Here is a 25,101-nt window from a genome sequence, read left to right as displayed (position 1 = left end):
GGGGGCCGGACTCAGATGCGCTCGACGATGGTGGCGATGCCCATGCCACCGCCCACGCACAGGGTGATCAGGCCGTAGCGCAGGTCGCGCCGCTCGAGTTCGTCGATGACGGTGCCGAGCAGCATCGCGCCGGTGGCGCCGAGCGGGTGGCCGAGGGCGATCGCGCCGCCGTTGACGTTCACCTGGTCGTGGCGGAAGCCGAGTTCGCGGATGAAGCGGAGCGCGACGGCGGCGAAGGCCTCGTTGATCTCGACCAGGTCGATGTCGGCGGCGGTGAGCCCGGCCTTGGCGAGCGCCTTGTGGGTGGCCGGGGCGGGGCCGGTGAGCATGATGGTGGGCTCGGAGCCGGAGACGGCGGCGGAGACGATCCGGGCGCGCGGGCGCAGCCCGTACCGCTCGCCGACCTCGCGGTTGCCGATGGCGACGAGGGCGGCGCCGTCCACGATGCCGGAGGAGTTGCCCGCGTGGTGGACGTGGTCGATGGCCTCCACCCAGTGGTACTTCTGCAGGGCGACGGCGTCGAAGCCGCCGGCCTCGCCGATGGCGGCGAAGGAGGGCTTGAGGCCGGCCAGGGTCTCCACGGTGGTGCCGGGGCGGATGAACTCGTCGCGCTCCAGCACGACGAGGCCGCTGCGGTCGCGCACCGGGACGACCGAGCGGTCGAACAGGCCGTCCGCCTGGGCCTTGGCGGCGCGGGCCTGGGACTCGGCGGCGAAGGCGTCCACGTCGGTGCGGGAGAGGCCTTCGATGGTGGCGATCAAGTCGGCGCCGATGCCCTGCGGGACGAAGTTGGTCTCGTAGGCGGTCATCGGGTCGGCGAACCAGGCGCCGCCGTCGGAGGCCATCTTGACCCGGGACATCGACTCCACGCCGCCGGCCAGGACCAGGTCCTCCCAGCCCGAACGGACCTTGGCGGCGGCCAGGTTGACGGCTTCCAGACCGGACGCGCAGAAGCGGTTCTCCTGGACGCCGGCGACGGTGTCGGGCAGACCGGCCGCGACGGCGGCGATCCGGGCGATGTCGGAGCCCTGGTCGCCGACCGGGCTGACCACGCCGAGCACGATGTCGTCGATCGCGGCCGGGTCCAAGCCGGGGAAGCGGCTGCGCAGTTCGTGGATCAGGCCGACGACCAGGTCGATCGGCTTGGTGCCGTGCAGCGAGCCGTTGGCCTTGCCCCGGCCGCGCGGGGTGCGGATCGCGTCGTAGACGTACGCTTCGGTGGTCACGATGGGAATGCCTTTCGGGGGCTTCGGACTTCGGACTTCGGGGTTCGGGCTCGAGCTTCGGACTTCGGGCTTCGAGGCGGGCGGGCGGGCGGGGCGGGGCCTCGGCGGGGCAGGGGATCGGCGGAGGGGGTCAGCCGAGGATGGAGCGGCCCACGATCTCCTTCATGATCTCGGTGGTGCCGCCGTAGATGGTCTGGATGCGGCCGTCGGTGAACGCCCGGGCGACCGGGAACTCGCTCATGTACCCGTATCCTCCGTGCAGTTGGAGGCAGCGGTCGGCGGTGCGCTTCTGCAGTTCGGTGGCCCACCACTTGGCCATCGAAGCGTCGGCCGGGGTGAGCGCGTAGCGGTTGTGCTCGGTGATGCAGCGGTCGACGAAAGCCCGGGTGACGGCGCACTCGGTGGCCAGCTCGGCGATCTCGAAGCGGACGTGCTGCAGCTTGGCGAGCGGCCGGCCGAAGGCCTCGCGCTGCTTGACGTAGTCGGTGGTGATCTCGACCAGGTACTCGGCGCCGGCGATCGCCGAGGCGGCGATGGTGAGCCGCTCCTGGGCGAGGTTCTGCATCAGGTGGACGAAGCCGCCGTTGAGCTCGCCGATCAGGTTCCCCTTCGGCACCCGGACGTCCTCGAAGAACAACTCGGCGGTGTCCTGGGCCTTCTGGCCGATCTTGTCGAGGTTGCGGCCGCGCTCGAAGCCGGGCATCCCGCGTTCGACGGCCAGCAGGCTCAGGCCGTGCGCGCCGCCCTCGGGGGTGGTGCGGGCGACCACGATGACGAGGTCGGCGAGGATGCCGTTGGAGATGAAGGTCTTGGCACCGTTGAGCAGGAAGTGGTCGCCCTGGTCGACCGCCTGGGTGCGGATGCCCTGCAGGTCGGAGCCGGTGCCGGGCTCGGTCATCGCGATCGCGGTGATCAGCTCGCCGGAGCAGAACCCGGGCAGCCAGCGACGCATCTGCCCCTCGGTGGCGAGGGAGGTGAGGTAGGGGCCGATGATGTCGTTGTGCAGGCCGATCGCCAGCCCGGAGGCGCCGGCCCGGGCGAACTCCTCGGCCAGCACGGCGGCGTAGCGGAAGTCCGGCGTGCCGCCACCGCCGTACTCCTCGGGGACGGCGAGGCCGAGCAGGCCCTGGCGGCCGGCCGCGACCCAGGCGGAGCGGTCGACGATGCCGGCCTTCTCCCAGCGGTCGTAGTGCGGCAGCACCTCCTTGGCGAGGAAAGCCCGTACGGCGGCCCGGAAGTCGTCGTGCTGCTCGGTGAAGATCTCGCGCTGCAACGCTACTCTCCTTGCTCTGCTGCGGAGTTGCCCGCCTCGAAGGTGTCTGCCTCGGGGTTGCCCGCCTCGAAGGTGTCTGCCTCGGGGGTGCCCCCTGCGGGGTTGTCTGCCTCCGAGCCGTCCGCCCCGGAGGTGAGGGATGGCACGGCCCAGTCCCGGGCCACCTCGGCAGTGTCCGCGCCGGGGCGGGCCGGCGGGCGGCGCAGCGCGCCGGGGGTGGCGGAGAAGCGCGGGGCGGGGGCGGGCTGGGTGACGCCGTCCACCTCGACGTACGTCCCGCGCGCCGACAGGTGTCCGTCGCCCGCTGCCTGACGCATCGTCAGCACCGGTTCCACGCAGGCGTCGGAGCCCGCGAAGACGGCCTCCCAATCGGCCCTGGTCCGGGTGGCGAATCGAGCCGCGATCCGGGCGCGCAGTTCGGGCCAGCGGTCGAGGTCGTACTGACCGGGCGCGTCCGGGCCGAGTTCCAGCAGCCGGGCGAATTCGGCGTAGAAGCGCGGTTCCAGCGCGCCGACGGCCAGGTGTCCGCCGTCGGCTGCCCGGTAGACGGCGTAGAACGGCGCGCCGCCGTCCAGCAGGTTGACGCCCCGGCGGTCCTGCCAGTGGCCGGCCGCGAGCAGGCCCCACAGCATGCTGCCGAGGTGTGCCGCGCCGTCGACGATCGCGGCGTCCACCACCTGGCCCGTGCCGGTGGCCCGGGCGTGGTGCAGCCCGGCGAGCAGGCCGACGACCAGGTAGAGCGAGCCGCCCGCGTAGTCGCCCAGCAGGTTGGCCGGGATCCCGGGTGCCTCGTCGGCGCCCCCGGGGGCCGCCACCAGCCCCAGCACCCCGGCCACCGCCGCATATCCGAGGTCGTGTCCGGCGGTCGCGGCCCGGGGACCCTGCTGCCCCCAGCCGGTCATCCGCCCGTACACCAGCGCCGGATTGCGCGCCAGGCACGCCTGCGGCCCGACCCCGAGCCGCTCGGCGACACCCGGCCGGTAGCCCTCGATCAGCAGATCGGCCCGCTCCACCAGGTCCAGCACCAGCCCGGGCCCGTCGGGCGACTTCAGGTCGACCAGTACCGAGCGCTTGTTGCGGTTGCTGAGGTCGTACGCCGGGTCGGCCCCGAGCGGCGACGGCTCGGGGCGGTCGACCCGCACCACGTCCGCCCCGAGGTCTCCCAGCAGCATCGCCGCGAACGGCCCCGGCCCGATTCCGGCGAGTTCCACCACCCGCACACCCGCCAACGGGCCCCGGGCGCCCTCGCCCACCGGACTGCTCGTGTCACGCACTGGCCGCAGAACCCTTCGGGGTTTGACAGTAAAGCTGTAACACTCGGGATGATAGGCAAGCGACCCGCCGGTAACAAGACCTCCACCGCCACCCGCGCCGCCCTGCACCGCACGCGTGCAGCCCAGTGTGCGGCCGGCGAAAGGGATCCGGGGAAAAAGTGTCGGACGCCTGTCGCCGTAATGGCCTAGGGTGCGAGTCAGCCATTACGGCAGACAGACAAACAGACAACGGGGAAAGCGTCATGACCACTGCCCAGCACCCTGCCCAGCCTCATGCCCAGCACCCTGCCCGCACGGTCGTCGCCGTCTCCGAACGACTGGTGCTCACGCAGCCGCAGCAGGGGGACGCGGGGGCCATGTTCGCCGTCCACGGGGATCCGGAGACCAACCGGTACAACCCGCACGGGCCGCAGCGGGACATCGCGGCGGCCCAAGAGGCCTTGGACGGTTTCGTGGCCGACTGGATGCGGGACGGCGTGGGGTACTGCGCGGTGTCGACGCGGGAGGAGCCGGAGGTGATCATCGGGTTCGCCGGGCTGTACCTGCACACGCTGGACGGGGAGCGGGTGTTCAACCTCTACTATCGGTTCCGGCCGTCCGCCTGGGGTCAGGGGTACGCGGCCGAGGCGGCGCGCGCGGCGATGGCGCAGGGGCGGCCGCGGTTCCCCGGCATCCCGGTGGTCGCGCTGATCCGGTCCGACAACCTGCCCTCCCGCCGGCTCGCCGAGCGGCTCGGACTGGTGGCGGACCCGGACGGCCGGGTCGACGACGAGGACCGGCTGATCCATCGGATGGCCTGATGCTCTGACGGCTGACCGCCTGACCGCCTGAGCCGAAGATCCCCCACCGGGGGGAGACGGATCCCGCCCCGGGCGGAGGACCGCGGCCGGGGCGGGACGCGACCGTGGAGGCATGAGGATCAACGAAGGCTTCGTACGGGCCGGAGCGGCATGGACGGCGGTGGCGGCGACAGGGCCCTACCTGACGCTCAAGCTGCTCTGGCTGACCGGCCATCCGGTGGGGGCGGACGATCCCGGCTCGATGCACAAGCTCTGGCTGCTGAACCTGCTCACCTTCGGGATGGACGCGATCGCCGTCGCCCTGGCGCTGGCCTTCGTGCGGCCGTGGGGGCGGCGGGCGCCCGCCGGGCTGGTGGCGTTCCCCATGTGGGTGGCGACCGGGCTGCTCGGCACCATCCTGGTGGCACTGCCGCTGTTCCTGCTGAGCGCCCTGGTGCTGGGTCCGGAGCACAGCGCCGACCCGAACGACAAGGGCCTCGGCGACTGGGTCTTCCTCGTCGTGTACGGCGGGTTCACAGTGCAGGGACTCGCGCTGATCACCGCCTTCGCCCTGTACGCCCGGCAGCGCTGGGCCGGGCTGCTCAAGGAACGGATCGGCGACCTGCCGGACTCCCCCACACTGACCGTGCAGCGCGCCCTCGCCTGTGTCGCCGCGCTGCTCGCCGCCGGCGTCGCGGCGGCCCGGGCGTACTGGGCGGCGGGCGGCACCGCCGGCATGCCGATCGCGATGACGGAGGACGGGAACCGGGGCGCGGCGGTGATGGACGGGGTGTTCGCCGTGATGGCGGTGGCCGCGGCGACGGCGCTGCTGGTCCTGGTCTTCCGGATCCGGCCGCGGCGGCGGCTGCTCGGCCCGCTGCTGGTGGTCTGGACCGCGGCCGGCTCGCTGTTCAGCTGGGGCAGCTGGCAGATGGTGGCCTTCGGAGCGACCACGACCCGGGTGAGCGACCTGCGGATGGCCGTGCCCGGGCTGATGCCCCTGGTGCAGACCGCCCAGGTGATGACCGGGGTGCTGGTACTGGTCGTCGGGGCGATGGCGCTGACCGAACGGGGAGCCCGGGCCGGCGCCCCTGACGTAAAGTCACCCGGGTGATCACGGGGGCGGGCACGCGGCTGCGGCGTGCGGTGGAGGCGGTGTTCGGGCGGCGGGCCCGGCTGCGCTGGGCACACCTGGTGCTAGGCGCCGCGCTGCTGATGCCGTACTGGCTGCTCTCGGTGGTGATGCTCGGGGCGCTCAACACCGACCAGGCGCCCGGCCGGCAGGTATTGCTGCAGGTCCTCTCGCTGTTCACCTCGCTGCCGATGGCCGCCGTCACCGCGCTGGTGCCCACGGTCCGGGGGCTGGAGGGCGCGGCCGCGCGGGCGCTGTGCACGGCCCCCCGACCGGAGGAGCTGGCCACCGGGCCGGCCCGCTCGTGGCCGGCCCGGTGGCGCACCGCGCTCTGGTTCGTGCTGCACCTGTTCTTCGGCGGGGTGGTCGCCGGGATGACACTGGCCGGGACGCCGTTCGCGGTGGTACTGATCTTCTCGTTCGGCGGAGCCCAGGACCTCATCCGTTTCTGGGAGGACCGGTTCCCCGGCTGGATGTTCACCGGCCCCACCCTCGGCATCGCCGTCCTGCTGCTGATCGTCCTCACCAACGCCGCCTGCGGCGCACTGCTCGCCCGCTGGGCACCCGCCCTGCTCGGCCCCACCCCGGAGGAGCGGCTGGCCGCCGCCGAGCGCCGGGCCACCATGCTCGCCCAGCGCAACCGGCTGGCCCGCGAACTGCACGACTCGGTCGGGCACGCGCTCAGCGCCGTCGGCATCCAGGCCTCGGCGGCCGCCCGGGTGCTGCGCACCAACCCCGACTTCGCCGCCGAGGCGCTGCAGGCGATCGAGGAGACCTCGCGGGCGGCCGTCGCCGAACTCGACACCGTGCTCGGCCTGCTACGCGAGGAGGACCCGGAGGCCGCCGGACCGGCCGGACCCACCCTCGCCGGGCTGGACGACCTGCTGCGCCAACTCGCCCGCACCGGGGTGGCGGTGGACGCCGACTTGGCCCCCGGCCTGACCGGCCTGCCTGCCCCGGTCTCCCGCGAGGCGTACCGGATCGTGCAGGAGGGCCTCACCAATGTGCTGCGGCACGCCGGGCCGGCCCCGGCCGGGCTGCGGGTCGGCCTGGCCGACGGCCGGCTGGAGATCGAACTGACCAACCCGCTGGGCCCCGCCCGCCCGAGCCGCCCCGGTGGCGGGCGCGGGCTGCGCGGGATCGGGGAGCGCGCGACGGCCCTGCGCGGCGGCAGCACCGCCGGGCCGAGCGCGGACGGAACGACGTGGCGGCTGGCCGTCTGGCTGCCGGTGGGAGGGACCGCACGATGAGAGACAGGGACACGGTGAACGGCGGACACGGCAGGAACAGCGGCGAGCGCGAAAGCGGGGACGGGCGCGAGGACCGCCGCGCGGACGACGGCAAGGACGGCCGCCAGGACGGCATCCGGGTGGTGATCGCCGACGACGAACGGCTGGTCCGGATGGGCCTGCGGGTGGTGATCGACGCCGAGCCCGACCTCACCGTGGTCGGCGAGGCCGCCGACGGCGCCGAGGTCGTCCCGCTGGTGCGCGAACTGCGGCCGGACGTCGTACTGATGGACGTCCGGATGCCCGGCATCAACGGGATCCGGGCCACCGAGCAGCTGGTCGGCGGCATGGCCGAGCCGCCGAGGATCCTGGTGGTCACCACCTTCGAGCACGACGACCACGTGTACGACGCGCTGCGCGCGGGCGCCGCCGGGTTCCTGCTGAAGCGGGCCCGGGCGGAGGAGATGGTGCAGGCGGTACGGCTGGTCGCGCGCGGGGACTCACTGCTCTTCCCGGCGGCCGTCCGCGAACTCGCGGTGCGCCACGGCACGGACCGCCGCAGGGAGGCCGCGGTCGAGCGGGGGCCGATCGGGCGGCTGACCGAACGGGAGGGGCAGGTGCTGCGGCTGATGGCCACCGGGCTCAACAACGGCGAGATCGCCGCTCGGCTGGTGGTGAGCCAGGAGACGGTGAAGACCCACGTCGGCAGTGTGCTCGCCAAGCTCGGCGCGCGGGACCGCACCCAGGCGGTCATCGCGGCGTACGAGTCCGGATTCGTACTGCCGGCCTGAGTCGGACATCCGACCTGAGCGTCCGGCCTGAGCTCCGCAGGGGTCGCACACAGGTTCCACCTCGCCCGTACCAGCGAGTAGAGTGCGATTTTCCCCTCAGCCGTCCGATACCTCCCGTATCGCCTGAAACGAACTGGTGGCCGCATGACAGTCCGGACCCGACCCGCGCTGTGGTGGCGCATGGGAATCGTGCTCTCGGCGGGCCTCGGCCTGACCCTCGGGACGGCACCGCTGGTGTACTTCACCGTGCAGAGCAACGTGATCGTGCTCGGCTACTTCATCGGAGCGGTGTACTGGATGACCCAGCGCGGCACCGTGGACGCGCCCGCGCCCCGGCTGCGCGGTGCCGCCACCCTGTACATCCTGATCACCGGGCTCGTCTCGCACGTCCTGCTGCAGCACGGCGCCAGCCCCCTGCCCGGGCTGGTCAGCGGGCCGGACAAGCTGGCGCACTGGTCCTCGTTCTTCCTGCACTACGTGACACCGGTGATGGTGATCGTCGACTGGCTGGTGCTGAAGCCGCGCAACGCGGCGGCCTGGAAGGACATCCCACTCTGGCTGGCCTTCCCGCTCGGCTACGCGGCGATCGTGCTCGCCCGCAACGCCCTGTTCGCCGACTACCCACTGCCGTACCCGTACTTCTTCTTCGACCCGACCACCAAGGGCTACGGCTACGTCTGGGGCCAGATCGCCCAGTTGACCGTCGAGTTCGTCGTGCTCGCCGCCCTCGTCGTCGGGCTGGACCGGCTTCTCTGCTGCCCCGGCGGAGCGGTGTTCGCTACATCGGTGTTCGCTACATCGGATCCACCGCCCGCAGGTCGCCGTCCAGCTCCAGCCACCTCGTCACGCCCAGGCCGCGCAGGAACGGCAGGTCGTGGCTGGCCACGATCAGCGCGCCCCGGTAGGCGGCCAGCGCCTGGGTGAGCTGGTGGACGCTGGCGAGGTCCAGGTTGTTGGTCGGCTCGTCGAGCAGCAGCAGCTGCGGCGGCGGGTCGGCCAGCAGCAGGGCGGCCAGCGTGGCGCGGAACCGCTCGCCGCCGGAGAGGGTGGCAGCCGGCTGGTCGGCCCGGGCGCCGCGGAACAGGAAGCGGGCGAGCCGGGCGCGGATCGCGTTGTCCCCGGCGGCCGGGGCGAACAGTTTGACGTTCTGGACGACGCTGAGCTCGTCGTCCAGCAGGTCGAGCCGCTGCGGGAGGTGCCGCAGCGGCACCGGGGTGGTGATCTCTCCTTCCAGTGGGGCGAGTTCGCCCGCGATGGCGCGCAGCAGGGTGGACTTGCCGGCCCCGTTGCGGCCGACCAGGGCGATCCGTTCGGGGCCGCGCAGGTCGAGGTCGGCGGTGCCGCCGTGCGGCAGCCGGAGCTTCTGCAGGGTGAGGACGGTGCGCCCCGCCGGGACCTCGGTGCGCGGCAGGTCGATCCGGATCTCGGCGTCGTCGCGTACCGCTTCCTCGGCCGCGCTGAGCCGTGCCTTGGCGTCCTCCAGCCGCTCGGTGTGCATGCCCTGGAGCCGCCCGGCGGTCTCCTGGCCCTTGCGTTTGAGCATCCCGGCGAAGATGTGCGGGTCGTTGCGGGTGACCGAGCGCTTCTTGCCGTACGCGGCGCTGCGGTCCAGCCGGCTCCGGGCTTCGACCAAGTCCCGTTTCTGGCGCTGGACATCGGCCTCGGCGTTGCGCAGCAGGCGCTCGGCGGTCTCCTGCTGGGCGGTGAGGGTGCGCTCGTAGTCGGCGAAGTTGCCGCCGTACCAGGTGACGTCGCCGTCCCGCAGGTCGGCGATCTGGTCGACGTGCTGCAGCAGTTCGCGGTCGTGGCTGACGATCAGCATCACGCCGTGCCAGCCGGCCACCGTCTCGTAGAGCCGCTCGCGGGCGGCCCGGTCGAGGTTGTTGGTGGGTTCGTCCAGCAGCAGGACGTCGGGGCGGGCCATCAGCAGGGCGGCCAGCCGCAGCAGCACCGCCTCGCCGCCGGAGAGTTCGCCGGTGGTGCGGTCGAGGCCGAGGCGGCGCAGGCCGAGTCGGTCGAGCGTGGCGCGGGCGCGCTCCTCGACGTCCCAGTCGTCGCCGACGGCGTCGAAGTGGCGCTGGTCGGTGTCGCCGGACTCGATGGCGTGCAGGGCCTCGCGGGCGGCCCGGATGCCGAGTGCCTCGTCCACTCGCAGGGTGGTGTCGAGTGTCAGGCCCTGTGGCAGGTAGCCGAGTTCGCCGTCGACCCGGACGGTGCCGCCGGTCGGGGTGAGGTCGCCGGCGATCAGCCGCAGCAGGGTGGACTTGCCCGCGCCGTTGAGCCCGATCAGGCCGGTGCGGCCGGGGCCGACGGCGAGGTGGAAGCCGTCCAGGACGGGCTTGCCGTCGGGCCACTCGAACGCGAGGTCGGTGCAGAGGACGGCGGTGGTGGGTTGTGCCATGAAGGCCTCCCGGGATGGTTGCCGATGGGGTGGTGAGCAACACGGGGAGACACCGCTGGTGCGGAACCGGTCCGGCCGGAGGGGGACGAAGGGGTGGCGTCACATGGAGGATCGCCACGGGGCCGTGACTGAGGTCGCACACGCGCGCACCACGCGGCAGCAGGGCCTGCGTGGCGGGGCGGTGTCCCGGGACCTCAGTAGAGCAACGGCCTTCTCCTTGTCTGGCTGATGACCCGAACCACGCTAGGCACACCGGGGGACGTGTGCAACCGATTTTCCGGCCGCGACGGGATCCCGACGAGGCCTCGACGGAGGCTCCCGACAGAGGCTCCCGACGAGGCCCTGACAAGGCAGCGACGGAGGCTCCGTGCCGATCCCGTGCCAATCCGGTGACAGCCTCGTCCCGGTCAGGGGTGGGTGTAAGGAGTTCCTTATCCACATGGCAGACTCCTCACCGCCATACCTGCGGCGAAGTGCAGCCGTACCCGCGGAACGGGCCGTATGGCGGTAGTCAACAGGGGGATTTGAACTCATGTCACCGATATCCCGGCCGAGCCGTGCCGTCCTGGGCGCCTCCGTCGCCGCACTGACCATGGTGGTCGCCACCGCGTGCGGACCGGACAACAGCGACCCGGCCGGCGCCCAGACCACGGCCCCGTCCGTCGCGGCCGGCGCCTCCGGCAAGCCGGGCGCGGCGCCGATCAAGCTTCCGACGCTCGAAGAGCTGAAGACCTGGAAGCCCGAGGACTGGGACAAGTGGGCCCAGGCGAACGTCATCACCCCGGCGGTCAAGGGCTACTGGACCCTGCAGAAGCTGCTGGAGGCCAAGCCGAAGCCGCTGCCCCAGGCCCCGGCCCAGGACCCGACGCAGGCGCCCGCCCAGCCGACCGCGCAGCCCACCAGCGCCGCCCCGGCCCCGGCCCAGCCCACCGCCGCCCAGCCGCCGGTCGGCCCGGACCAGATGCCCGCCATGGTCCCGGCGAAGCCCGTGGCGCACCCGTTCCCGAAGAACATGCATGTCAACGGCAAGCTCTTCTTCAAGGACGGCAACGACGACTACGTGTGCTCCGGCACCGTCGTCTCCGACCCGGCCAACCCGGGCAAGAGCAACCTGGTGTGGACCGCGAGCCACTGCCTGCACGGCGGCAAGGGCAACAAGTACTACACCGACATCACCTTCGCCCCGGCCTTCAACAGCAACGGCGTGCTGAGCAACGGCAACAAGCAGAAGTCCAAGCTGGACGACGCCGAGCCGTACGGCGAGTGGGGCGCGACCGCCGGCATGGTCTCCCCGCAGTGGACCGCCGAGGCCGACCCGGAGCACGGCGGCCCGTGGAGCCAGTACGACTTCGGCATCATCAAGGTCGCCAACCCCGACCCGAACGGCAAGTCGCTGGAGGAGACCGTCGGCGGCTCGGTGCCGCTGTGGTTCAACGCCCCGCGCGACCAGCTGGCCGCCGTCTCCAACTACGGCTTCCCGGAGGGCAAGCCCTTCGACGGCGTCGAGCTGGAGCACTGCGACGGCGGCAAGCCGTCCAAGAAGACCGGCGACCCGAGCCGCCCGGCGATGCTGCTGATCGGCTGCAACATGACCGGCGGCAGCAGCGGCGGCGGCTGGTACGCGACCAAGGACGGCAAGCCGGCCCTGGTCAGCGACACCTCCATCGGCAACGGCGCGAACACCTATGAGGCCGGTCCGTACCTGGAGGACGTGGCCCAGCACATGTTCGACTACTTCTCGAAGAAGGCCAAGTGATCCACGGGGGATGATCCCCCACCGGTCCCGGGGGCCGCGGCTGCCACAGCCGCGGCCCCCGGGCCTTTCCGTTGCCGGCCGGCTTTTTCCGGTGCCGGCCCTGTTCCTCCTACAATCGGGCCCATCATGAGCGCGACACTCGTAGTCAAGGACCTCAGCGCCGGCCACGGCGAACGCACCCTCTTCTCCGGCCTGGACCTGGTCATCGCCCCCGGCGACGTGATCGGCCTGGTGGGCGTGAACGGCGCCGGCAAGTCGACCCTGCTCCGGCTGCTGGCGGGCCTGGACACCCCCGAGGGCGGCTCGCTGCGGCTGAGCCCGGCCAGTGCCAACATCGGCCACCTCCCGCAGGAGCCGGAGCGGCGCGAGGGCGAGTCGGTGCGCGCGTTCCTGGCCCGCCGCACCGGCGTGGCGGCCGCCCAGGCCGCGCTGGACGAGGCCACCGAGGGCCTGGTCGAGGGCCGGGCGGGCGCCGACGACGCGTACGCGGCGAGCCTGGACCGCTGGCTGGACCTCGGCGGCGCCGACCTGGAGGAGCGGGCCGAGGAGGTCGCCGACTCCCTCGGGCTGAAGGTCTCGCTCGACCTGCCGATGACCGCGCTCTCCGGCGGCCAGGCCGCCCGGGCCGGCCTCGCCTCGCTGCTGCTCTCCCGCTACGACGTCTTCCTGCTCGACGAGCCCACCAACGACCTCGACCTGGACGGCCTGGAGCGGCTGGAGGCCTTCGTCAAGGGCCTGCGCACCGGCACCGTGCTGATCAGCCACGACCGCGAGTTCCTGGCCCGCACCGTGACCAAGGTCCTGGAGCTGGACCTGCACCAGCAGCAGGTCAACCTGTACGGCGGCGGCTACGAGGCGTACCTGGAGGAGCGGTCGGTGGCCCGCCGGCACGCCCGCGAGGACTACGAGGACTACGCCGACACCAAGGCCGGACTGGAGGCCCGCGCCCGGATGCAGCGCGGCTGGATGGAGCACGGCGTGCGCAACGCCCGCCGCAAGTCCTCCGACAACGACAAGATCGGTCGCGCGATGCGCTCCGAGTCCACCGAGAAGCAGGCCTCCAAGGCCCGCCAGACCCAGCGGATGATCGAGCGGCTGGAGGTGGTCGAGGAGCCCCGCAAGGAGTGGGAGCTGCGGATGGAGATCACCGCCGCGCCGCGCTCCGGCTCGGTGGTCGCCACCCTGAACGGGGCCACGGTCCGGCGCGGCGACTTCGCCTTCGGCCCGGTGGACCTGCAGATCGACTGGGCCGACCGGGTCGCCATCACCGGCGCCAACGGCGCGGGCAAGTCCACGCTGCTGGCCGCCCTGCTCGGCCGCCTCGAACTCGACGGCGGCAGCGGCTCGCTGGGCTCCGGCGTGGTGGTCGGCGAGGTGGACCAGGCGCGCGGCCTGTTCCTCGGCGGGGAGCCGCTGGCGGAGGCCTTCGCCGCCGCCGTACCGGAGCTCTCGCCGGAGGACGTGCGCACCCTGCTGGCCAAGTTCGGCCTGAAGGCGGTGCACGTGATGCGCCCGGCCGGCACCCTCTCCCCCGGCGAGCGCACCCGGGCCGCGCTGGCGCTGCTGCAGGCCCGCGGGGTCAACCTGTTGGTCCTGGACGAGCCCACCAACCACCTGGACCTGGCCGCGATCGAGCAGCTGGAGTCCGCGCTCGGCTCGTACACCGGCACCCTGCTGCTGGTCACCCACGACCGGCGGATGCTGGACACCGTCGCGGTGAACCGGCGGATCGAGGTCCGGGACGGGCGGGTGCACGAGCTGTAGCGGCCACTATTGGTCTCTACCTCTTCCCGGAGGGACCGTCATGTGCTGTGCTGTCGCCCATGGTTGACAGGACAGACGTTGACGCCGACGTCGACAGTACGGACATCGACAGTGCGGTGAGCCCCGCGGCGGGGAGCCCCGTGGCGGGGACGTCCCGCCCGACCGTCCCCCTCGCCCCCATGACGGTCCCGGCCCACGAGGCCGAGGCCCGCAGCAGGTCCTTCCACGAGGTGATGGCCCGGCGCCGGACCGTCCGCGACTACGCGACCCGCCCGATCCCGGACGGGGTGGTCGAGTGGGCGGTCCGGACCGCGAGCACCGCGCCCAGCGGCGCGCACGTCCAGCCCTGGCGGTTCGTGGTGATCACCGACCCGGAGCGCAAGCGGCGGCTGCGCGAGGCCGCGGAGGCCGAGGAGCGCGAGTTCTACGGCCACCGGGCGTCGGAGGAGTGGCTGGCCGCGCTGGCGCCGATCGGCACCGACTGGCGCAAGCCGTTCCTGGAGGACGCGCCGGCCGTGATCGTCGTGTTCGAGGTGCACAAGGGGCCCGGATCGCCGCGCCCGTACTACACCAAGGAGTCGGTGGGGATCGCGGTCGGGCTGCTGCTGGCCTCGCTGCACCAGGCCGGACTGGCCACGCTGACCCACACACCGAGCCCGATGAGGTTCCTCAACGAGGTGTGCGACCGCCCGGCCGAGGAGCGGGCGGCGTACGTGATTCCGGTCGGTTACCCGGCCGAGGGAGCACGTGTGCCGGACCTGCGGCGCAAGGAGCTCGACGAGGTGCTGGTCCGGCTCTGACGCGCCCCGGTCGGCGGCCGTACGCCGGGGCCGCGACCGCGCGCCGCCGTGCGCGCCCGCCATCAGGGGGCTTCCGACCGGGCCGAATGGTGACAGGTCCGGGCCAAGGACATAATCGCCGTCATGAGCCAAGCACAGCCACGGTCCTGTGACTCCGTCCCGGCCGAAGAGGCGCGCACGGCCGACCGGGCGCGGGCGGCGGCCGAGGTGACCACCGGGCGGCCGCCCGAGGTACTGCGGCTGCCCGGCGGCCTCTGGCTGCGCCGCCGCGGCAGCACCCACGCGGTGGCGCTGAACCGGGCCGTCCGGGCCAACCTGGAGCACCTGCGGCCCTGGATGGAGTGGGCGGCCGAGGCCCCGACCCGGGCCCAGACCGCCGAGCTCACCCGGGCCGGCTCCGCCGCCTGGGAGGCCGGCACCGACTTCATGTACCTGGTCGGCCTGGACGCCGAACCCGGCGCCGTGATCGGCGCCTTCGGCCTGCACGGGCGGATCGGCCCGGGCGCACTGGAGATCGGGTACTGGGTCGGCGCCGGGCACGTCGGCCGGGGCATCGCCACCACCGCGGCCGGGGCGCTGACCGAGGCCGCGCTGGCCCTGCCCGGGATCACCCGGGTCGAGATCCACTGCGACCGGGCGAACACCGCCAGCGCGGCCGTCCCGCGCAAGCTCGGCTACCGGCTGGACCGGGTCGCCGCGGCCGCCGTCCGGGCTCCGGGCGAGACCGGACGGCAGCTGGTGTGGGTCAAGGAACGGACCGGGTCCGTCCGGGACGGCCGGTAGCGCCCGCCGGCCGGTAGCCCCCGACGGTCAGTAGCGCCCGCCGGTCGGCGCCGGCAGCGCGTCCAGCTCGGCGAGGTCGGCCGCCGAGAGCACGACCTTGGCCGCGCCCACGTTGTCCACCAGGTAGCGCGGCGTCCGGGTGCCCGGGATCGGGAAGACGTACCGGCCCTGCGCCAGCACCCAGGCCAGCGCCACCTGCGCGGGCGTGGCACCGATCCGCTCGGCGACCTCCCGGACCTTCCCGACCAGCGCCAGGTTCGCCTTCAGCGCGTCCTGCTGGAAGCGCGGCAGCCGGCGGCGGAAGTCGTCGGCGGGCAGCTCGTCGAAGGAGGCGATGCTGCCGGTCAGGAAGCCCCGGCCGAGCGGGGAGAACGGCAGGACGGCGATGCCCTGCTCCTCGGTGTACGGCAGGACCTCGGCCAGCGCGTCCCGGGTCCACAGGGACAGCTCGTTCTGCACGGAGGCCACCGGGTGCACCGACTGCGCCCGCTTGATCTCCTCGACGGTCACCTCGGAGAGGCCGATGCTCCGGGCCTTGCCCGCCGCGACGACCTCGGCGAACGCGCCCCAGGTCTCCTCGATCGGGACCTGCGGGTCGACCCGGTGCAGCTGGTAGAGGTCGACGTGGTCGGTGCCCAGGCGGCGCAGGCTCTCGTCGATCGAGCGGCGCACGTGCTCGGGCCGGCCGTTGCGCTCCTGCTGGCCGTTGCCACCCGGGACGATGCCCACCTTGGTGGCCAGGAAGGCGCGCTCCCGGTAGGGGCCGGCCAGGGCGGCGCCGACGACCTCCTCATTGGTGTACGGGCCGTACATGTCGGCGGTGTCGATCAGGCCGACGCCGAGGTCCAGCGCCTGCCGGATCACCCGGACGGAGTTCTCGTCGTCCCGGTTCTGGACGTCGTAAGCCCAGGTCATGCCCATGCAGCCGAGGCCGATGACGCCGATCTCGGGGCCCTTGGTACCGAACGAGGCCTTGCGCATGACGGTGCTCCCATGTGTTGTCTTCGCGGTGGTTCGCATGCTGGTTCGTGTGGCGGTTCGCGCAGTGATTCGCGTGGTGGTGCGTGATCAACGCCTTCAGCTTTCACCTTGGAGTGCACTCAAGGTCAAGTCCGTTCGTACGGTCATCGGCTCACCGCGGGGGGTGCGGGCGGGGCGCATGATTCCGGTTTCACCACCAGGCAGGCAGACCCGGCCGTCGGCCCCCCGTCGTTCGTCCCCGGACCTTTCACCGGGCCATCACAGGTGGCCCTCCGCCAAACCGGCGCGCGAGAGCCCGCGCGCGAGCACCCCGCACCACCGGGCGCCGCCCGTCCGGCCTTGGCAGGGCCCACCGGGACGATCGACGCTCTGTGCACGGCCGATCATCGGCTCATCGCCTCACATCCCATCGGGGAGGACCCATGCAGCTCTCGCGCACCCGCGTCACCGTCGTCGCCCTGCTCGCGGCCGCCGCCACCGCGCTCGCCGTCCCGGCGCAGGCCGCCGGCGGGCACCGCGCGCTCAGTCACTTCGACGACGGCAGCTTCGAGACGCCCAAGGCCCCGGCGAACGCCTTCACCGAGTTCAGCGCCGGCCAGGTCATCGGCCCGTGGCAGGTCGTCAGCGGCAGCGTCGACCTGGCCGGCGCGGGCTTCTGGCAGGCCGCCGAGGGCGACCAGTCGCTGGACCTCAACGGCGGCAGCAGCGGCACCGTCGCCCAGACCTTCACCACCGTCCCGGGCGCCACCTACTCGGTGACGTACGCGCTGGCCTCCAACCCCGCGGGCGGCCTGGCGCTGAAGACCGGCCGGGCCCTGATCGACGGCCAGGACTTCCAGGACTTCTCCTTCGACTCCACCGGCAAGACCAGGGCCGCGATGGGCTACGTGGGGCGGCAGTTCAGCTTCGTCGCCCAGAACTCGTCCACCACACTGTCCTTCGCCAGCACCGTGGCGGGGGCGTACGGACCGGTGATCGACAACGTGCAGGTCAAGGAGTGCAAGCCCTGCTGCGGCTGACCGACCGACCCCCGGGCCGCCAGCGTCCCGGGCCCCGCCTTAACCCTTCCTAAAACCTGCCCTCGGCGAGGCGTCCGGTGCCGGGAAGTGCTTGACGTGCACAGCTGGTCTAGTCCAGTTTGATGCTCAGCACCGCGCTCCCCCGCACCGGACCACCCCAGGCCGCCGCCGCCCCGCGTCTCCCCCCCTCGCGGCGCGGGCGGCCCCCACGTCCCGAGAGGCACCCCCATGCCCAGCGCGCCCCAGCACGCCCCCGCGCACCGCCGCCCCACCGGCCGGACCACCCTGCTGAGCCTCACCGCCGCCACCGCACTGGCGGCCGGCGGCCTGGCCGTCCTCGCCGGGAACGCCGGGGCCGCCGACGGCAACCTGCTCGCCAACGGCGGCCTGGAGAGCGCCGAGCTCAGCCCCTGGAGCTGTTCCGCCGGCACCGGGAGCGTCGTCAACTCCGGTGCGCACAGCGGGACGTACGCACTGAAGGGGGCGGTGAGCGCGAGCGACACCGCGCAGTGCGGCCAGACCGTCAGCGTCCGGCCCGGCACCACGTACAGCCTCAGCGCCTGGGTGCGGGGCCAGTACGTCTACCTCGGCGCCACCGGCAGCGGCGTCACCGACCCGGCCGCCTGGGCCCCGGGCGGCGCCGACTGGCAGCAGCTGTCCACCAGTTTCACCACCGGCCCGGCCACCACCAGCGTCACCGTGTACCTGCACGGCTGGTACGGGCAGGGCGGCTACCTGGCCGACGACATCACGCTGACCGGCCCCGGCGGGGGCCCCAGCACCCCGCCGCCGAGTTCGAGCACGCCCACCGCCACCCCGACCGGCACGCCCACCGCGACGCCCACCGGCGGCCCGAGCACCCCACCGCCGAACGTCCCGCTCCCGGTCGCCCCCTACATCGACATGGGCGCCTGGCCCACCCCGTCCATGCCCGACCTGGCCAAGGCCGGCCACCTCAAGGGCTACACGATGGGCTTCGTCACCGGCGTCGGCTGCAAGGCCAGCTGGTTCAACGCCTATGACCCGCGCACCGGTTGGGCCAAGGACCAGGTCGACGCCCTGCGCGCGGCGGGCGGCGACGTCAAGGTCTCCTTCGGCGGCGCCGGCGGCACCGAACTCGCCGCCGCCTGCACCTCGGTGGACTCGCTGTTCGCCGAGTACGACGCCGTGGTGAAGGCCTACGACCTGCGCTACGTCGACTTCGACATCGAGGGCGCGGCAACCGCCGACACCGCCGCCAACGACCGCCGCTCCGCCGCGCTCGCCAGGCTGCAGCAGGCCCACCCCGGCCTCAAGGTCTCCTTCACCCTGCCGGTCCTGCCCGAGGGCCTGACCGCCGAAGGCGTCGCGATCGCCAAGTCGGCCCGCGACGCCGGAGTGACCACCGACCTGGTCAACATCATGGCGATGGACTACTACCGGAGCGGGACGGACTACGGCAACGCCGCCGTCCAGGCCGCCCAGTCGCTGTTCGGCCAGCTCAAGGCGCTCTACCCGGCGAAGACCGACGCCCAGCTGTGGGCCATGGTCGGCGTCACCCCGATGATCGGCGAGAACGACGACCACCAGATCTACAACCAGGCCGCCGCCCAACAGTTGGTGACCTTCGCCAAGCAGAACCACCTCGGCCTGCTCGCCTTCTGGGACGCCACCCGGGACGCCAACGCCTGCACCGGCGGCTCGCTCTCCAAGTGCACCAACATCCCGCAGCAGCCGTACGAGTTCGCGAAGCTCTTCGCCCAGTACGCGGGCTGACCAGCGGGCTGACCAGCGGGTTGCCGACTGCTGATCACCGTTCCGGGGTGCCGGCTCCGGAACGCCGGCCAGGTCAGGGCCACCGGCACTCCGGGTCGGTTCGCCCACGCCCGACTGCGGCCGAGCACCCGGGGGAAATTGACATCTCATCGGCCCGGACCGTCGGCTACTGTCCCTCCCACCTGTACGGCACGAGGGAGCGGACATGACGGTCCGGGACGACCACAACCAGCTGATCACCATCCATCCGACGAGCGACGCCGCCTGCGCCGGCGGTCTCACCACCGAGGAACTCGCCGCGTTCAGCCGCACCCTCGGCCGCCTCCGCGCACTCCCCTCCCACGACCGCACCCGGCTGCACGCCGAGCGGCAGCTCAGCTCCTTCGTGATGGAGAGCCGCAAGCGCCGCCGCCAGGAGTCGCGGCAGGCCCTCCGGGACGCCGACACCGCACTGCTCGCCGCCACCGCGACCGGCGGCCGGCACCGCCGCGAGGACGCGCCGCTCGCACCCGGCGGCGGGCCCGTCGGCGAGCTGCGGATACCGCGCAAGTGCTATGTCTGCAAACAGGCCTACCGCCAGGTCGACGGCTTCTACCACATGCTCTGCCCGGACTGCTCGGCCGACAACACCGCCCGCCGGGCCCTCGCCACCGACCTGCGCGGGCGCCGCGCGCTGCTCACCGGCGGGCGGGTGAAGATCGGCTTCCAGCTCGCCCTGATGATGCTGCGCGACGGCGCCGAGCTCATCGTCACCAGCCGCTTCCCCCAGGACACCGTCCGCCGCTTCCGCGCCGCCGAGGGCAGCGAGCGCTGGTGGGAGCGCCTCACCGTGGTCGGCATCGACCTCCGCGACCCGCGCCAAGTCCTCGGCCTGACCGAGCAGTTGCGCGCCGACGGACGCCCACTCGACATCCTCGTCAACAACGCCGCCCAGACGCTGCGCCGCCCGCCCGAGTCGTACGCACTGCTGGCCGCCGGCGAGCAGGACGCCCTGCCCGCCGCCGACCGCCGGGCCGTCGGCCACGCCCCCGGGTTCCGGTCGCTCGCCGGGACGCCCCGACTCCCCTCGGGCATGGGATCCCTGCTCGACCTGACGGACGAGGCCGGTCTGCTGCCCGACCTCGCCGCCGCCAACTCCTGGTCCGCCACGCTCGGTTCGCTCGACCCGGCGGAGATCCTGGAGACCCAGCTGGTCAACGCCCTGGCCCCGGCGCTGCTCTGCGACCGGCTGCTGCCCCTGCTGCTCGCCTCCCCGCAGCCCGCCCGCTACATCGTCAACGTCACGGCCGTGGAGGGCCGGTTCGCCGTCCGTAACAAGACCGCCCGGCACCCGCACACCAACATGGCCAAGGCCGCGCTCAACATGCTCACCCGCACCAGCGCCGCCGAACTCGCCACCCGGGGCGTGCACATGTGCGCCGTCGACACCGGCTGGATCACCGACGAGAACCCGGCGCCCAAGAAGGCCCGGATCGCCGCCCACGGCTTCCGCACCCCACTGGACATCGTGGACGGCGCGGCCCGGGTGTACGACCCGATCGTCCGGGGCGAGGCCGGGCACCCGGTGTCGGGCGTGTTCCTCAAGGACTACCGGGTGGCGGAGTGGTGAGGTGACGGCTCACCTGTCGTAGCAGCCACCCCAGGGAGCTGTGAGACCTGTGGGACCCGTGACAACGGCCCGCCCCGGGAAGCCGCCCCGGAGCGGGCCGCCGCCGGCTCAGCGGCCGGTGGGCAGGTTGGCCCCACCGGTGCAGTCGAACACCACGCCCGTCACGAAGGTGTTGGCCGCCAGCATGTGGATCGCCCGGGCGACGTCCTCGGCGCGACCCACCCGGCCGACCGGGGTGGTGGCGGCGAGGCCCTCGAAGAGCGCGGTGCGCTGCTCGGCCGGGACACGGTCCCACCACGGGGTGTCGATGACGCCGGGCGAGACCGCGTTGACCCGCAGCGGGGCGAGCTCGACGGCCAGCGGCGGGACCATCGCCTCCAGCGCGCCGTTGATCGCGGCCAGGCCTGCGGTGCCGGGGATGGCGGCGCGGGCGGAGGCGGCGGTGATCAGGGTGACCGAGCCGTCCTTGCGCAGGTGCGGCAGCGCCGCCTGCAGGACGCGGACCTGCGGCCAGAACTTGGCGTCGAAGCCGGTGGCAAGGTCGGCCAGATCGAGCTGGGCGAACGGGCCGCTGCCGGCCGCGCCGCTGACCGCGACGACCAGGTGGTCCACGGTGCCCTCCTCGGCGAAGAAGGCGGCGACGGCGGCGGGGTCGGCCGCGTCCAGCTGACGGCCGGTGGTCTTGCCCCCGATCCGGGCGACGGCGGCGTCCAGCCGCTCGCGGTCACGGCCGGTGACCACGACCTCGGCGCCGTCCGCCGCGAAGGCGGTGGCGGCCGCCTCGCCGATGCCCGAGCTGCCGCCCATCACGACGAGGTGCTGTCCGGCGAAGAGGTTTGACGCAGTGCTCATGGTGGGGGCCTTTCAACTTGTCGAGACCGTCTGTTCCGGTAATGATGGTTGTCGAGACTGCTAGTCTTGTCAAGCGGGGGCAAGAAACCGGGGCAGGAAGAGAGGGAGACCATGAGCGAGACCGAACCCCGAGCGGATCGCGCGGAGCAGCCTGACCGGCCGGAGCAGGCCGACCGGGCGACCGAGCAGGCCGAGCGGGGCCCGTCCACGCGCCCGCACACCGGACGCCGCCGCAACGAGGCCGCCCACCGGGCGATCCTCGACGCCGCCCTCCACCTGCTCGCCGACTCCGACGGCACCCCCGTCACCATCGACGCCATCGCGCGTACGGCCGGCGTCGGCAAGCAGACCGTCTACCGGTGGTGGCCCTCCAAGGGCGCCGTCCTGCTCGACGCCCTCACCGACCGCGCCGACCAGGACGTCCACGGCCCCGACACCGGCACCCTTCGCACCGACCTGCGCGCCTTCGTCGCCACCACCTTCGACGCCGCCCAGCGCAGCACCACCGCCTCCGCCCTGCGCACCCTCGCCCGCGAGGCCGCCCGCGACCCCCACCTCGCCGAGCTCATGCAGACCTTCACCGCCACCCGCCGCACCGCCCTGCGCGAACTCCTCTCCCGGGGACGCGAGCGCGGCGAACTGGCCGGGAACGCCGACCTGGAGCTGATCGTGGACCAGGTCTACGGGGTGTTCTGGTACCGCTTCCTGCTCGGCCACGGACCACTGGACCCGGCCACGGCGGAGCGGCTCGCCGATTCCCTGGTCACCGGGAACGCAGGCGACTGATCGCGCCCTCGGCCTTCGGAACCACCAGCCCCCGCCCGCACACCAGGGGCAGCTACACGCCCAGGAAGTCGGCCCGGTCGACTTCTCGCGCGACACTTGCGCACGGATATGACGGTCGGTCTACATAGTCATCCGGCCCAGCGATGCACGCGCGCGGGAAGTCGGCCACGCCGACTTCCCGCGCGATGGCCCCGGAGCATAACGGCTGGCGGCAGGAGCCCCCTGACGGAGCCGACTACCCGTGCGCCAGCAGGCTGACGTACCCGCGCTCCGGGTGGCCCGGGCAGGGCTGCTCCAGCCGGGTGGTGACGGTGAAGCCGGCCCCGGCCAGCAAGTCGACCAGGCGGTCGGCCGGGACGAGGTGGGAGGTGTACGAGACCGGGTGGCCGTAGCCCGTCGCCGGGTGCAGTCGGGCGTCGCCGATGTGGCCGCCGAGGAGGAGGTGGCCGCCGGGCGCGAGGGCGCGGTGGAACTCGGCGAACAGTGCGGGCAGCAGCTCGGGCGGGGTGTGGTGGACGGAGTACCAGGCGAGGATGCCGCCGAGGGCGCCGTCGGGGAGGTCGAGGGCGGTCATCGTGCCCTGGCGGAACCGGAGTTCGGGGTACGCGCGGCGGGCGAGCGCGACCATCTCGCCCGAGACGTCCACGCCGAAGGCCGACAGCCCCAGACCGTACAGGTATGCCGTCACCCGCCCCGGGCCGCACCCGAGGTCCGCGACCTCGCCGCCGCCCGAAGCCCGGACCAGTTCGGCGAAGGCGGCGAGCATCGCCCTGGACACCGGGTCCATGCCCTCCGGCGGGACGACCAGGCGGACGTAGTCGGCGGCAACGGTGTCGTACGACTCCCGGACGGCGGCGAGGTGGGCGGCGAGGTGGGCGGGGTCGGTCACCGCGTCGCCCTAACGCCCGGCCTCGGCGGCCTCGGTGGCCTGGGCGGCCTGGGCGGCCCTGGCGGCCCGCTCGGCGAACACCTTCTCGCGCCGGTCGGCGGTCTGCTTCATCATCCGCTTCCGGTCCCGGGCGGAGAGCCGGTCGAGGTACAGGTGGCCGTTCAGGTGGTCGGTCTCGTGCTGGAGGCAGCGGGCGAAGTATCCCGTGCCCTCGATGGTGACGGGATTGCCGTGCTGGTCGACGCCGCGCACGACCGCGTGGGCCGGCCGCGCGAGCCGGGTGTCCGCCCCCGGCACGGACAGGCAGCCCTCGGCGTCCTCGATCAGGCGGCGGCCTGGTTCCTGCTCGTCCACCACCGGGTTGAGCACGTGGCCGACGTGCCGGACGCCGTCGTCGTCGGGGCAGTCGTAGACGAACAGGCGCAGGTCCACATCCACCTGGTTGGCGGCGAGGCCGCAGCCGTCGGCGACGTACATGGTGGCGAACATGGAGTCGATCAGCCGGGCCAGGCGCTCACTGCCGAAGTCGTCCTCGGTCGCCGGGCGGCAGGTGCGGCGCAGGATCTCCTCCCCCACTTCGGTGATCCGCAGAACGGTCGGGCGTTCGCGCAGCTCGGACACGGGTGCTCCTTCGGGGTGGCAACGGCTTGCTGTCAGCTTTGCAAAGTAGCAGACTTTGCAAAGTGACCGAAGACCTCATCAGAACCGGCGCCCTCCCCGAGCACGCCGTCCGCACCGCGCTGCTCGAGCTGCTCGCGGAACGCGGCACCCTCACCTCCACCGAGGCGGCCGCCCGGCTCGGCTACAGCTCCGGCCTGTGCTCCTTCCACCTGCGGCAGCTGGCCCGCCACGGGCTGATCGAGGAGGCCCCGGCCACCGACGGGCGGGCCCGGCCGTGGCGCCTGCCGCAGGAGCAGCAGCCCGTCCCGGACGACCAGGTGCAAGGCCGGGTGGAAGACCGGACGGAAGACCAGTTCGGCGCGTTGGCCCGCGGCCTGGAGGACGAGAGCTACCGGCGCTGGCTCGCCCGGCGCGCCGAGGCCCCCGCCGACTGGCAGCACGACGAGGCCTTCAGCGCCGTCGTCTACCTGACCCCCGAGGAACTTTCGGCCGTCGGCGAGGCCGTCCGCCAGGTCCTCGCCCGCTACCGGCGTCGCGAGGCCGACCCGGCCGCCCGCCCCGCCGACGCCCGCCCGGTCGCCGCCGTCACCCGCCTCTTCCCGCTCCTCGACGAGCTTCCCGACGGGCTGCCCGAGGAACGGTGACCGAGGAGCTACCCGCGCACCGGTGACCGACGCTCAGGCCTGGCGCCAGGACTGCCGGGCCACCGCCCGTACCACCGGCCCGACCAGCAACCCCGCCACAGCGCCCAGGGCAACCCCCTGCACCCCGTCCCAGACGTCCTGCACATCGCAGGTCCGCCCGATCACCGGCAGCGCGTAGTGCAACGCCGACACCGCGAACGGCAGCGCCGCCGCGCCGAACAGCGCCGTCGTCGCCCGCCGCCGGGTCCCCGCCAGCGCGGCCGCGAAGCCGACCGGGGCGTAGGTCGCCAGCTTGAGCTCGATGTGCCGGACGTGCAGCAGCTCGTACGGCGAGCGCGGCCGCCCGCCCTCGACGGTGCAGTGCCGGACGGCGTCCTCGGAGAGCCGGAACGCCTCCGGCAGCAGCGTCGCCACGACCACCCCGCCGAGCCCGAGCAGCAGCACGAAGCCCACCGCCCAGTGGGCTCGCAACAGCCGCCCCACCGGCCGGTTCAGCAGGGCCGCGGGCGCCAGCGAGAGCAGCAGCCCGGGCCAGAACATCGGCATCCCGCCGATCACCGCACTGATCACGCCTCAACGGACGCCCCACGCGTCTGCTCGGTTCTCGCGACGGGAAAGGTGTTGCCTCGGCCGGGCTGCCGGCGCTACCGCCACCGCGCTCTGACGATCACACCCACTGGAACGAAGCAGCCGCGGAACGGGAGCACGGCCGCGCGCCGTGCTCGAGTCAGCAGGCG

22 protein-coding genes and 1 pseudogene are annotated in these 25,101 nt (G+C 73.1%); 14 read left to right on the top strand and 9 right to left on the bottom strand.

Features of this window, described 5'->3' with window-relative positions:
- Positions 1-11: 11 nt before the first annotated feature.
- From ACIBEC_RS14515 to ACIBEC_RS14505, 3 genes are all read right to left on the bottom strand, one after another.
- Positions 12-1,226 (bottom strand): acetyl-CoA C-acetyltransferase, encoded by a 1,215-nt coding sequence (locus ACIBEC_RS14515; RefSeq protein WP_360509349.1) that lies wholly within the window; start codon positions 1,224-1,226, stop codon positions 12-14.
- 130 nt (positions 1,227-1,356) lie between these two features.
- Positions 1,357-2,499, bottom strand: coding sequence for an acyl-CoA dehydrogenase family protein (locus tag ACIBEC_RS14510; protein WP_360509347.1), 1,143 nt, complete (start codon positions 2,497-2,499; stop codon positions 1,357-1,359).
- Between the two features lie 2 nt (positions 2,500-2,501).
- The gene (locus ACIBEC_RS14505; RefSeq protein WP_360509373.1) at positions 2,502-3,728 is read right to left on the bottom strand and encodes a CaiB/BaiF CoA-transferase family protein; all 1,227 of its coding nucleotides are present in this window, start codon (positions 3,726-3,728) and stop codon (positions 2,502-2,504) included.
- Positions 3,729-4,015: 287 nt separating this feature from the next.
- Here ACIBEC_RS14505 and ACIBEC_RS14500 point away from each other — a divergent pair, with 287 nt between their 5' ends.
- The 5 genes and pseudogenes from ACIBEC_RS14500 to ACIBEC_RS14480 all read left to right on the top strand — a co-directional run.
- Positions 4,016-4,573, top strand: coding sequence for a GNAT family N-acetyltransferase (locus tag ACIBEC_RS14500; RefSeq protein WP_360509345.1), 558 nt, complete (start codon positions 4,016-4,018; stop codon positions 4,571-4,573).
- A gap of 112 nt (positions 4,574-4,685) precedes the next feature.
- Positions 4,686-5,666, top strand: a complete 981-nt coding sequence (locus ACIBEC_RS14495; RefSeq protein WP_360509344.1) for a hypothetical protein — start codon at positions 4,686-4,688, stop codon at positions 5,664-5,666.
- Positions 5,663-6,934 (top strand): histidine kinase, encoded by a 1,272-nt coding sequence (locus ACIBEC_RS14490; protein ID WP_360509342.1) that lies wholly within the window; start codon positions 5,663-5,665, stop codon positions 6,932-6,934. The genes ACIBEC_RS14495 and ACIBEC_RS14490 overlap by 4 nt, the downstream gene beginning before the upstream one ends.
- The gene (locus ACIBEC_RS14485; protein WP_360509340.1) at positions 6,931-7,704 is read left to right on the top strand and encodes a response regulator transcription factor; all 774 of its coding nucleotides are present in this window, start codon (positions 6,931-6,933) and stop codon (positions 7,702-7,704) included. Before ACIBEC_RS14490 ends, ACIBEC_RS14485 begins: the two co-directional genes overlap by 4 nt.
- Positions 7,705-7,848: 144 nt before the next feature.
- Positions 7,849-8,439: pseudogene (locus ACIBEC_RS14480) on the top strand (Pr6Pr family membrane protein); the annotation flags it as partial.
- 58 nt (positions 8,440-8,497) lie between these two features.
- On the opposite strand, the gene ACIBEC_RS14475 reads toward ACIBEC_RS14480, so the two are convergent.
- Positions 8,498-10,105: an ABC-F family ATP-binding cassette domain-containing protein gene (locus ACIBEC_RS14475; RefSeq protein ID WP_360509336.1), complete on the bottom strand. Its 1,608-nt coding sequence runs from the start codon at positions 10,103-10,105 to the stop codon at positions 8,498-8,500.
- Between the two features lie 532 nt (positions 10,106-10,637).
- Here ACIBEC_RS14475 and ACIBEC_RS14470 point away from each other — a divergent pair.
- The 4 genes from ACIBEC_RS14470 to ACIBEC_RS14455 all read left to right on the top strand — a co-directional run bounded on the left by ACIBEC_RS14470 (position 10,638) and on the right by ACIBEC_RS14455 (position 15,208).
- A complete protein-coding gene (locus ACIBEC_RS14470; RefSeq protein ID WP_396287929.1) occupies positions 10,638-11,861 on the top strand; it encodes a hypothetical protein in 1,224 nt (407 codons plus the stop codon).
- 126 nt (positions 11,862-11,987) lie between these two features.
- Positions 11,988-13,625, top strand: a complete 1,638-nt coding sequence (locus tag ACIBEC_RS14465) for an ABC-F family ATP-binding cassette domain-containing protein (protein ID WP_360499384.1) — start codon at positions 11,988-11,990, stop codon at positions 13,623-13,625.
- 179 nt (positions 13,626-13,804) lie between these two features.
- Entirely contained in the window at positions 13,805-14,425 is a 621-nt protein-coding gene (locus tag ACIBEC_RS14460; RefSeq protein WP_360499410.1) for a nitroreductase family protein, read from the top strand.
- A gap of 123 nt (positions 14,426-14,548) precedes the next feature.
- The gene (locus ACIBEC_RS14455) at positions 14,549-15,208 is read left to right on the top strand and encodes a GNAT family N-acetyltransferase (RefSeq protein ID WP_360499382.1); all 660 of its coding nucleotides are present in this window, start codon (positions 14,549-14,551) and stop codon (positions 15,206-15,208) included.
- A gap of 27 nt (positions 15,209-15,235) precedes the next feature.
- Here the strand turns inward: ACIBEC_RS14455 and ACIBEC_RS14450 are convergent, their stop codons facing one another.
- A complete protein-coding gene (locus ACIBEC_RS14450) occupies positions 15,236-16,189 on the bottom strand; it encodes an aldo/keto reductase (protein ID WP_360499380.1) in 954 nt (317 codons plus the stop codon).
- 422 nt (positions 16,190-16,611) lie between these two features.
- Here ACIBEC_RS14450 and ACIBEC_RS14445 point away from each other — a divergent pair, with 422 nt between their 5' ends.
- From ACIBEC_RS14445 to ACIBEC_RS14435, 3 genes are all read left to right on the top strand, one after another.
- Positions 16,612-17,208: a choice-of-anchor C family protein gene (locus tag ACIBEC_RS14445; protein ID WP_360499378.1), complete on the top strand. Its 597-nt coding sequence runs from the start codon at positions 16,612-16,614 to the stop codon at positions 17,206-17,208.
- Positions 17,209-17,436: 228 nt separating this feature from the next.
- On the top strand, positions 17,437-18,963 hold the full coding sequence (locus ACIBEC_RS14440; protein ID WP_360499376.1) for a carbohydrate binding domain-containing protein: 1,527 nt from the start codon (positions 17,437-17,439) through the stop codon (positions 18,961-18,963).
- Positions 18,964-19,168: 205 nt separating this feature from the next.
- Positions 19,169-20,572: an SDR family oxidoreductase gene (locus tag ACIBEC_RS14435; RefSeq protein ID WP_360499374.1), complete on the top strand. Its 1,404-nt coding sequence runs from the start codon at positions 19,169-19,171 to the stop codon at positions 20,570-20,572.
- 108 nt (positions 20,573-20,680) lie between these two features.
- Here the strand turns inward: ACIBEC_RS14435 and ACIBEC_RS14430 are convergent, their stop codons facing one another.
- Positions 20,681-21,424, bottom strand: a complete 744-nt coding sequence (locus ACIBEC_RS14430) for an SDR family oxidoreductase (protein WP_360499373.1) — start codon at positions 21,422-21,424, stop codon at positions 20,681-20,683.
- A gap of 111 nt (positions 21,425-21,535) precedes the next feature.
- On the opposite strand from ACIBEC_RS14430, the gene ACIBEC_RS14425 reads away from it, so the two are divergent.
- Entirely contained in the window at positions 21,536-22,210 is a 675-nt protein-coding gene (locus ACIBEC_RS14425) for a TetR/AcrR family transcriptional regulator (protein WP_360499371.1), read from the top strand.
- Between the two features lie 235 nt (positions 22,211-22,445).
- Here the strand turns inward: ACIBEC_RS14425 and ACIBEC_RS14420 are convergent, their stop codons facing one another.
- Positions 22,446-23,099, bottom strand: coding sequence for a class I SAM-dependent methyltransferase (locus ACIBEC_RS14420; protein WP_360499369.1), 654 nt, complete (start codon positions 23,097-23,099; stop codon positions 22,446-22,448).
- A 9-nt stretch (positions 23,100-23,108) separates the two neighbouring features.
- A complete protein-coding gene (gene def, locus ACIBEC_RS14415; protein ID WP_396287935.1) occupies positions 23,109-23,756 on the bottom strand; it encodes a peptide deformylase in 648 nt (215 codons plus the stop codon).
- 26 nt (positions 23,757-23,782) lie between these two features.
- On the opposite strand from def, the gene ACIBEC_RS14410 reads away from it, so the two are divergent.
- The gene (locus ACIBEC_RS14410; RefSeq protein ID WP_360499365.1) at positions 23,783-24,364 is read left to right on the top strand and encodes a helix-turn-helix domain-containing protein; all 582 of its coding nucleotides are present in this window, start codon (positions 23,783-23,785) and stop codon (positions 24,362-24,364) included.
- Between the two features lie 33 nt (positions 24,365-24,397).
- On the opposite strand, the gene ACIBEC_RS14405 is transcribed toward ACIBEC_RS14410, so the two are convergent.
- Positions 24,398-24,934: a hypothetical protein gene (locus ACIBEC_RS14405; protein ID WP_360499363.1), complete on the bottom strand. Its 537-nt coding sequence runs from the start codon at positions 24,932-24,934 to the stop codon at positions 24,398-24,400.
- Positions 24,935-25,101: the final 167 nt, after the last annotated feature.

This window comes from Kitasatospora sp. NPDC051164 (assembly GCF_044455625.1).
Taxonomy (GTDB): domain Bacteria; phylum Actinomycetota; class Actinomycetes; order Streptomycetales; family Streptomycetaceae; genus Kitasatospora.
The sequence above is the reverse complement of the archived record's forward strand: the minus strand, read 5'-3'. Positions and strand labels throughout refer to the sequence as shown.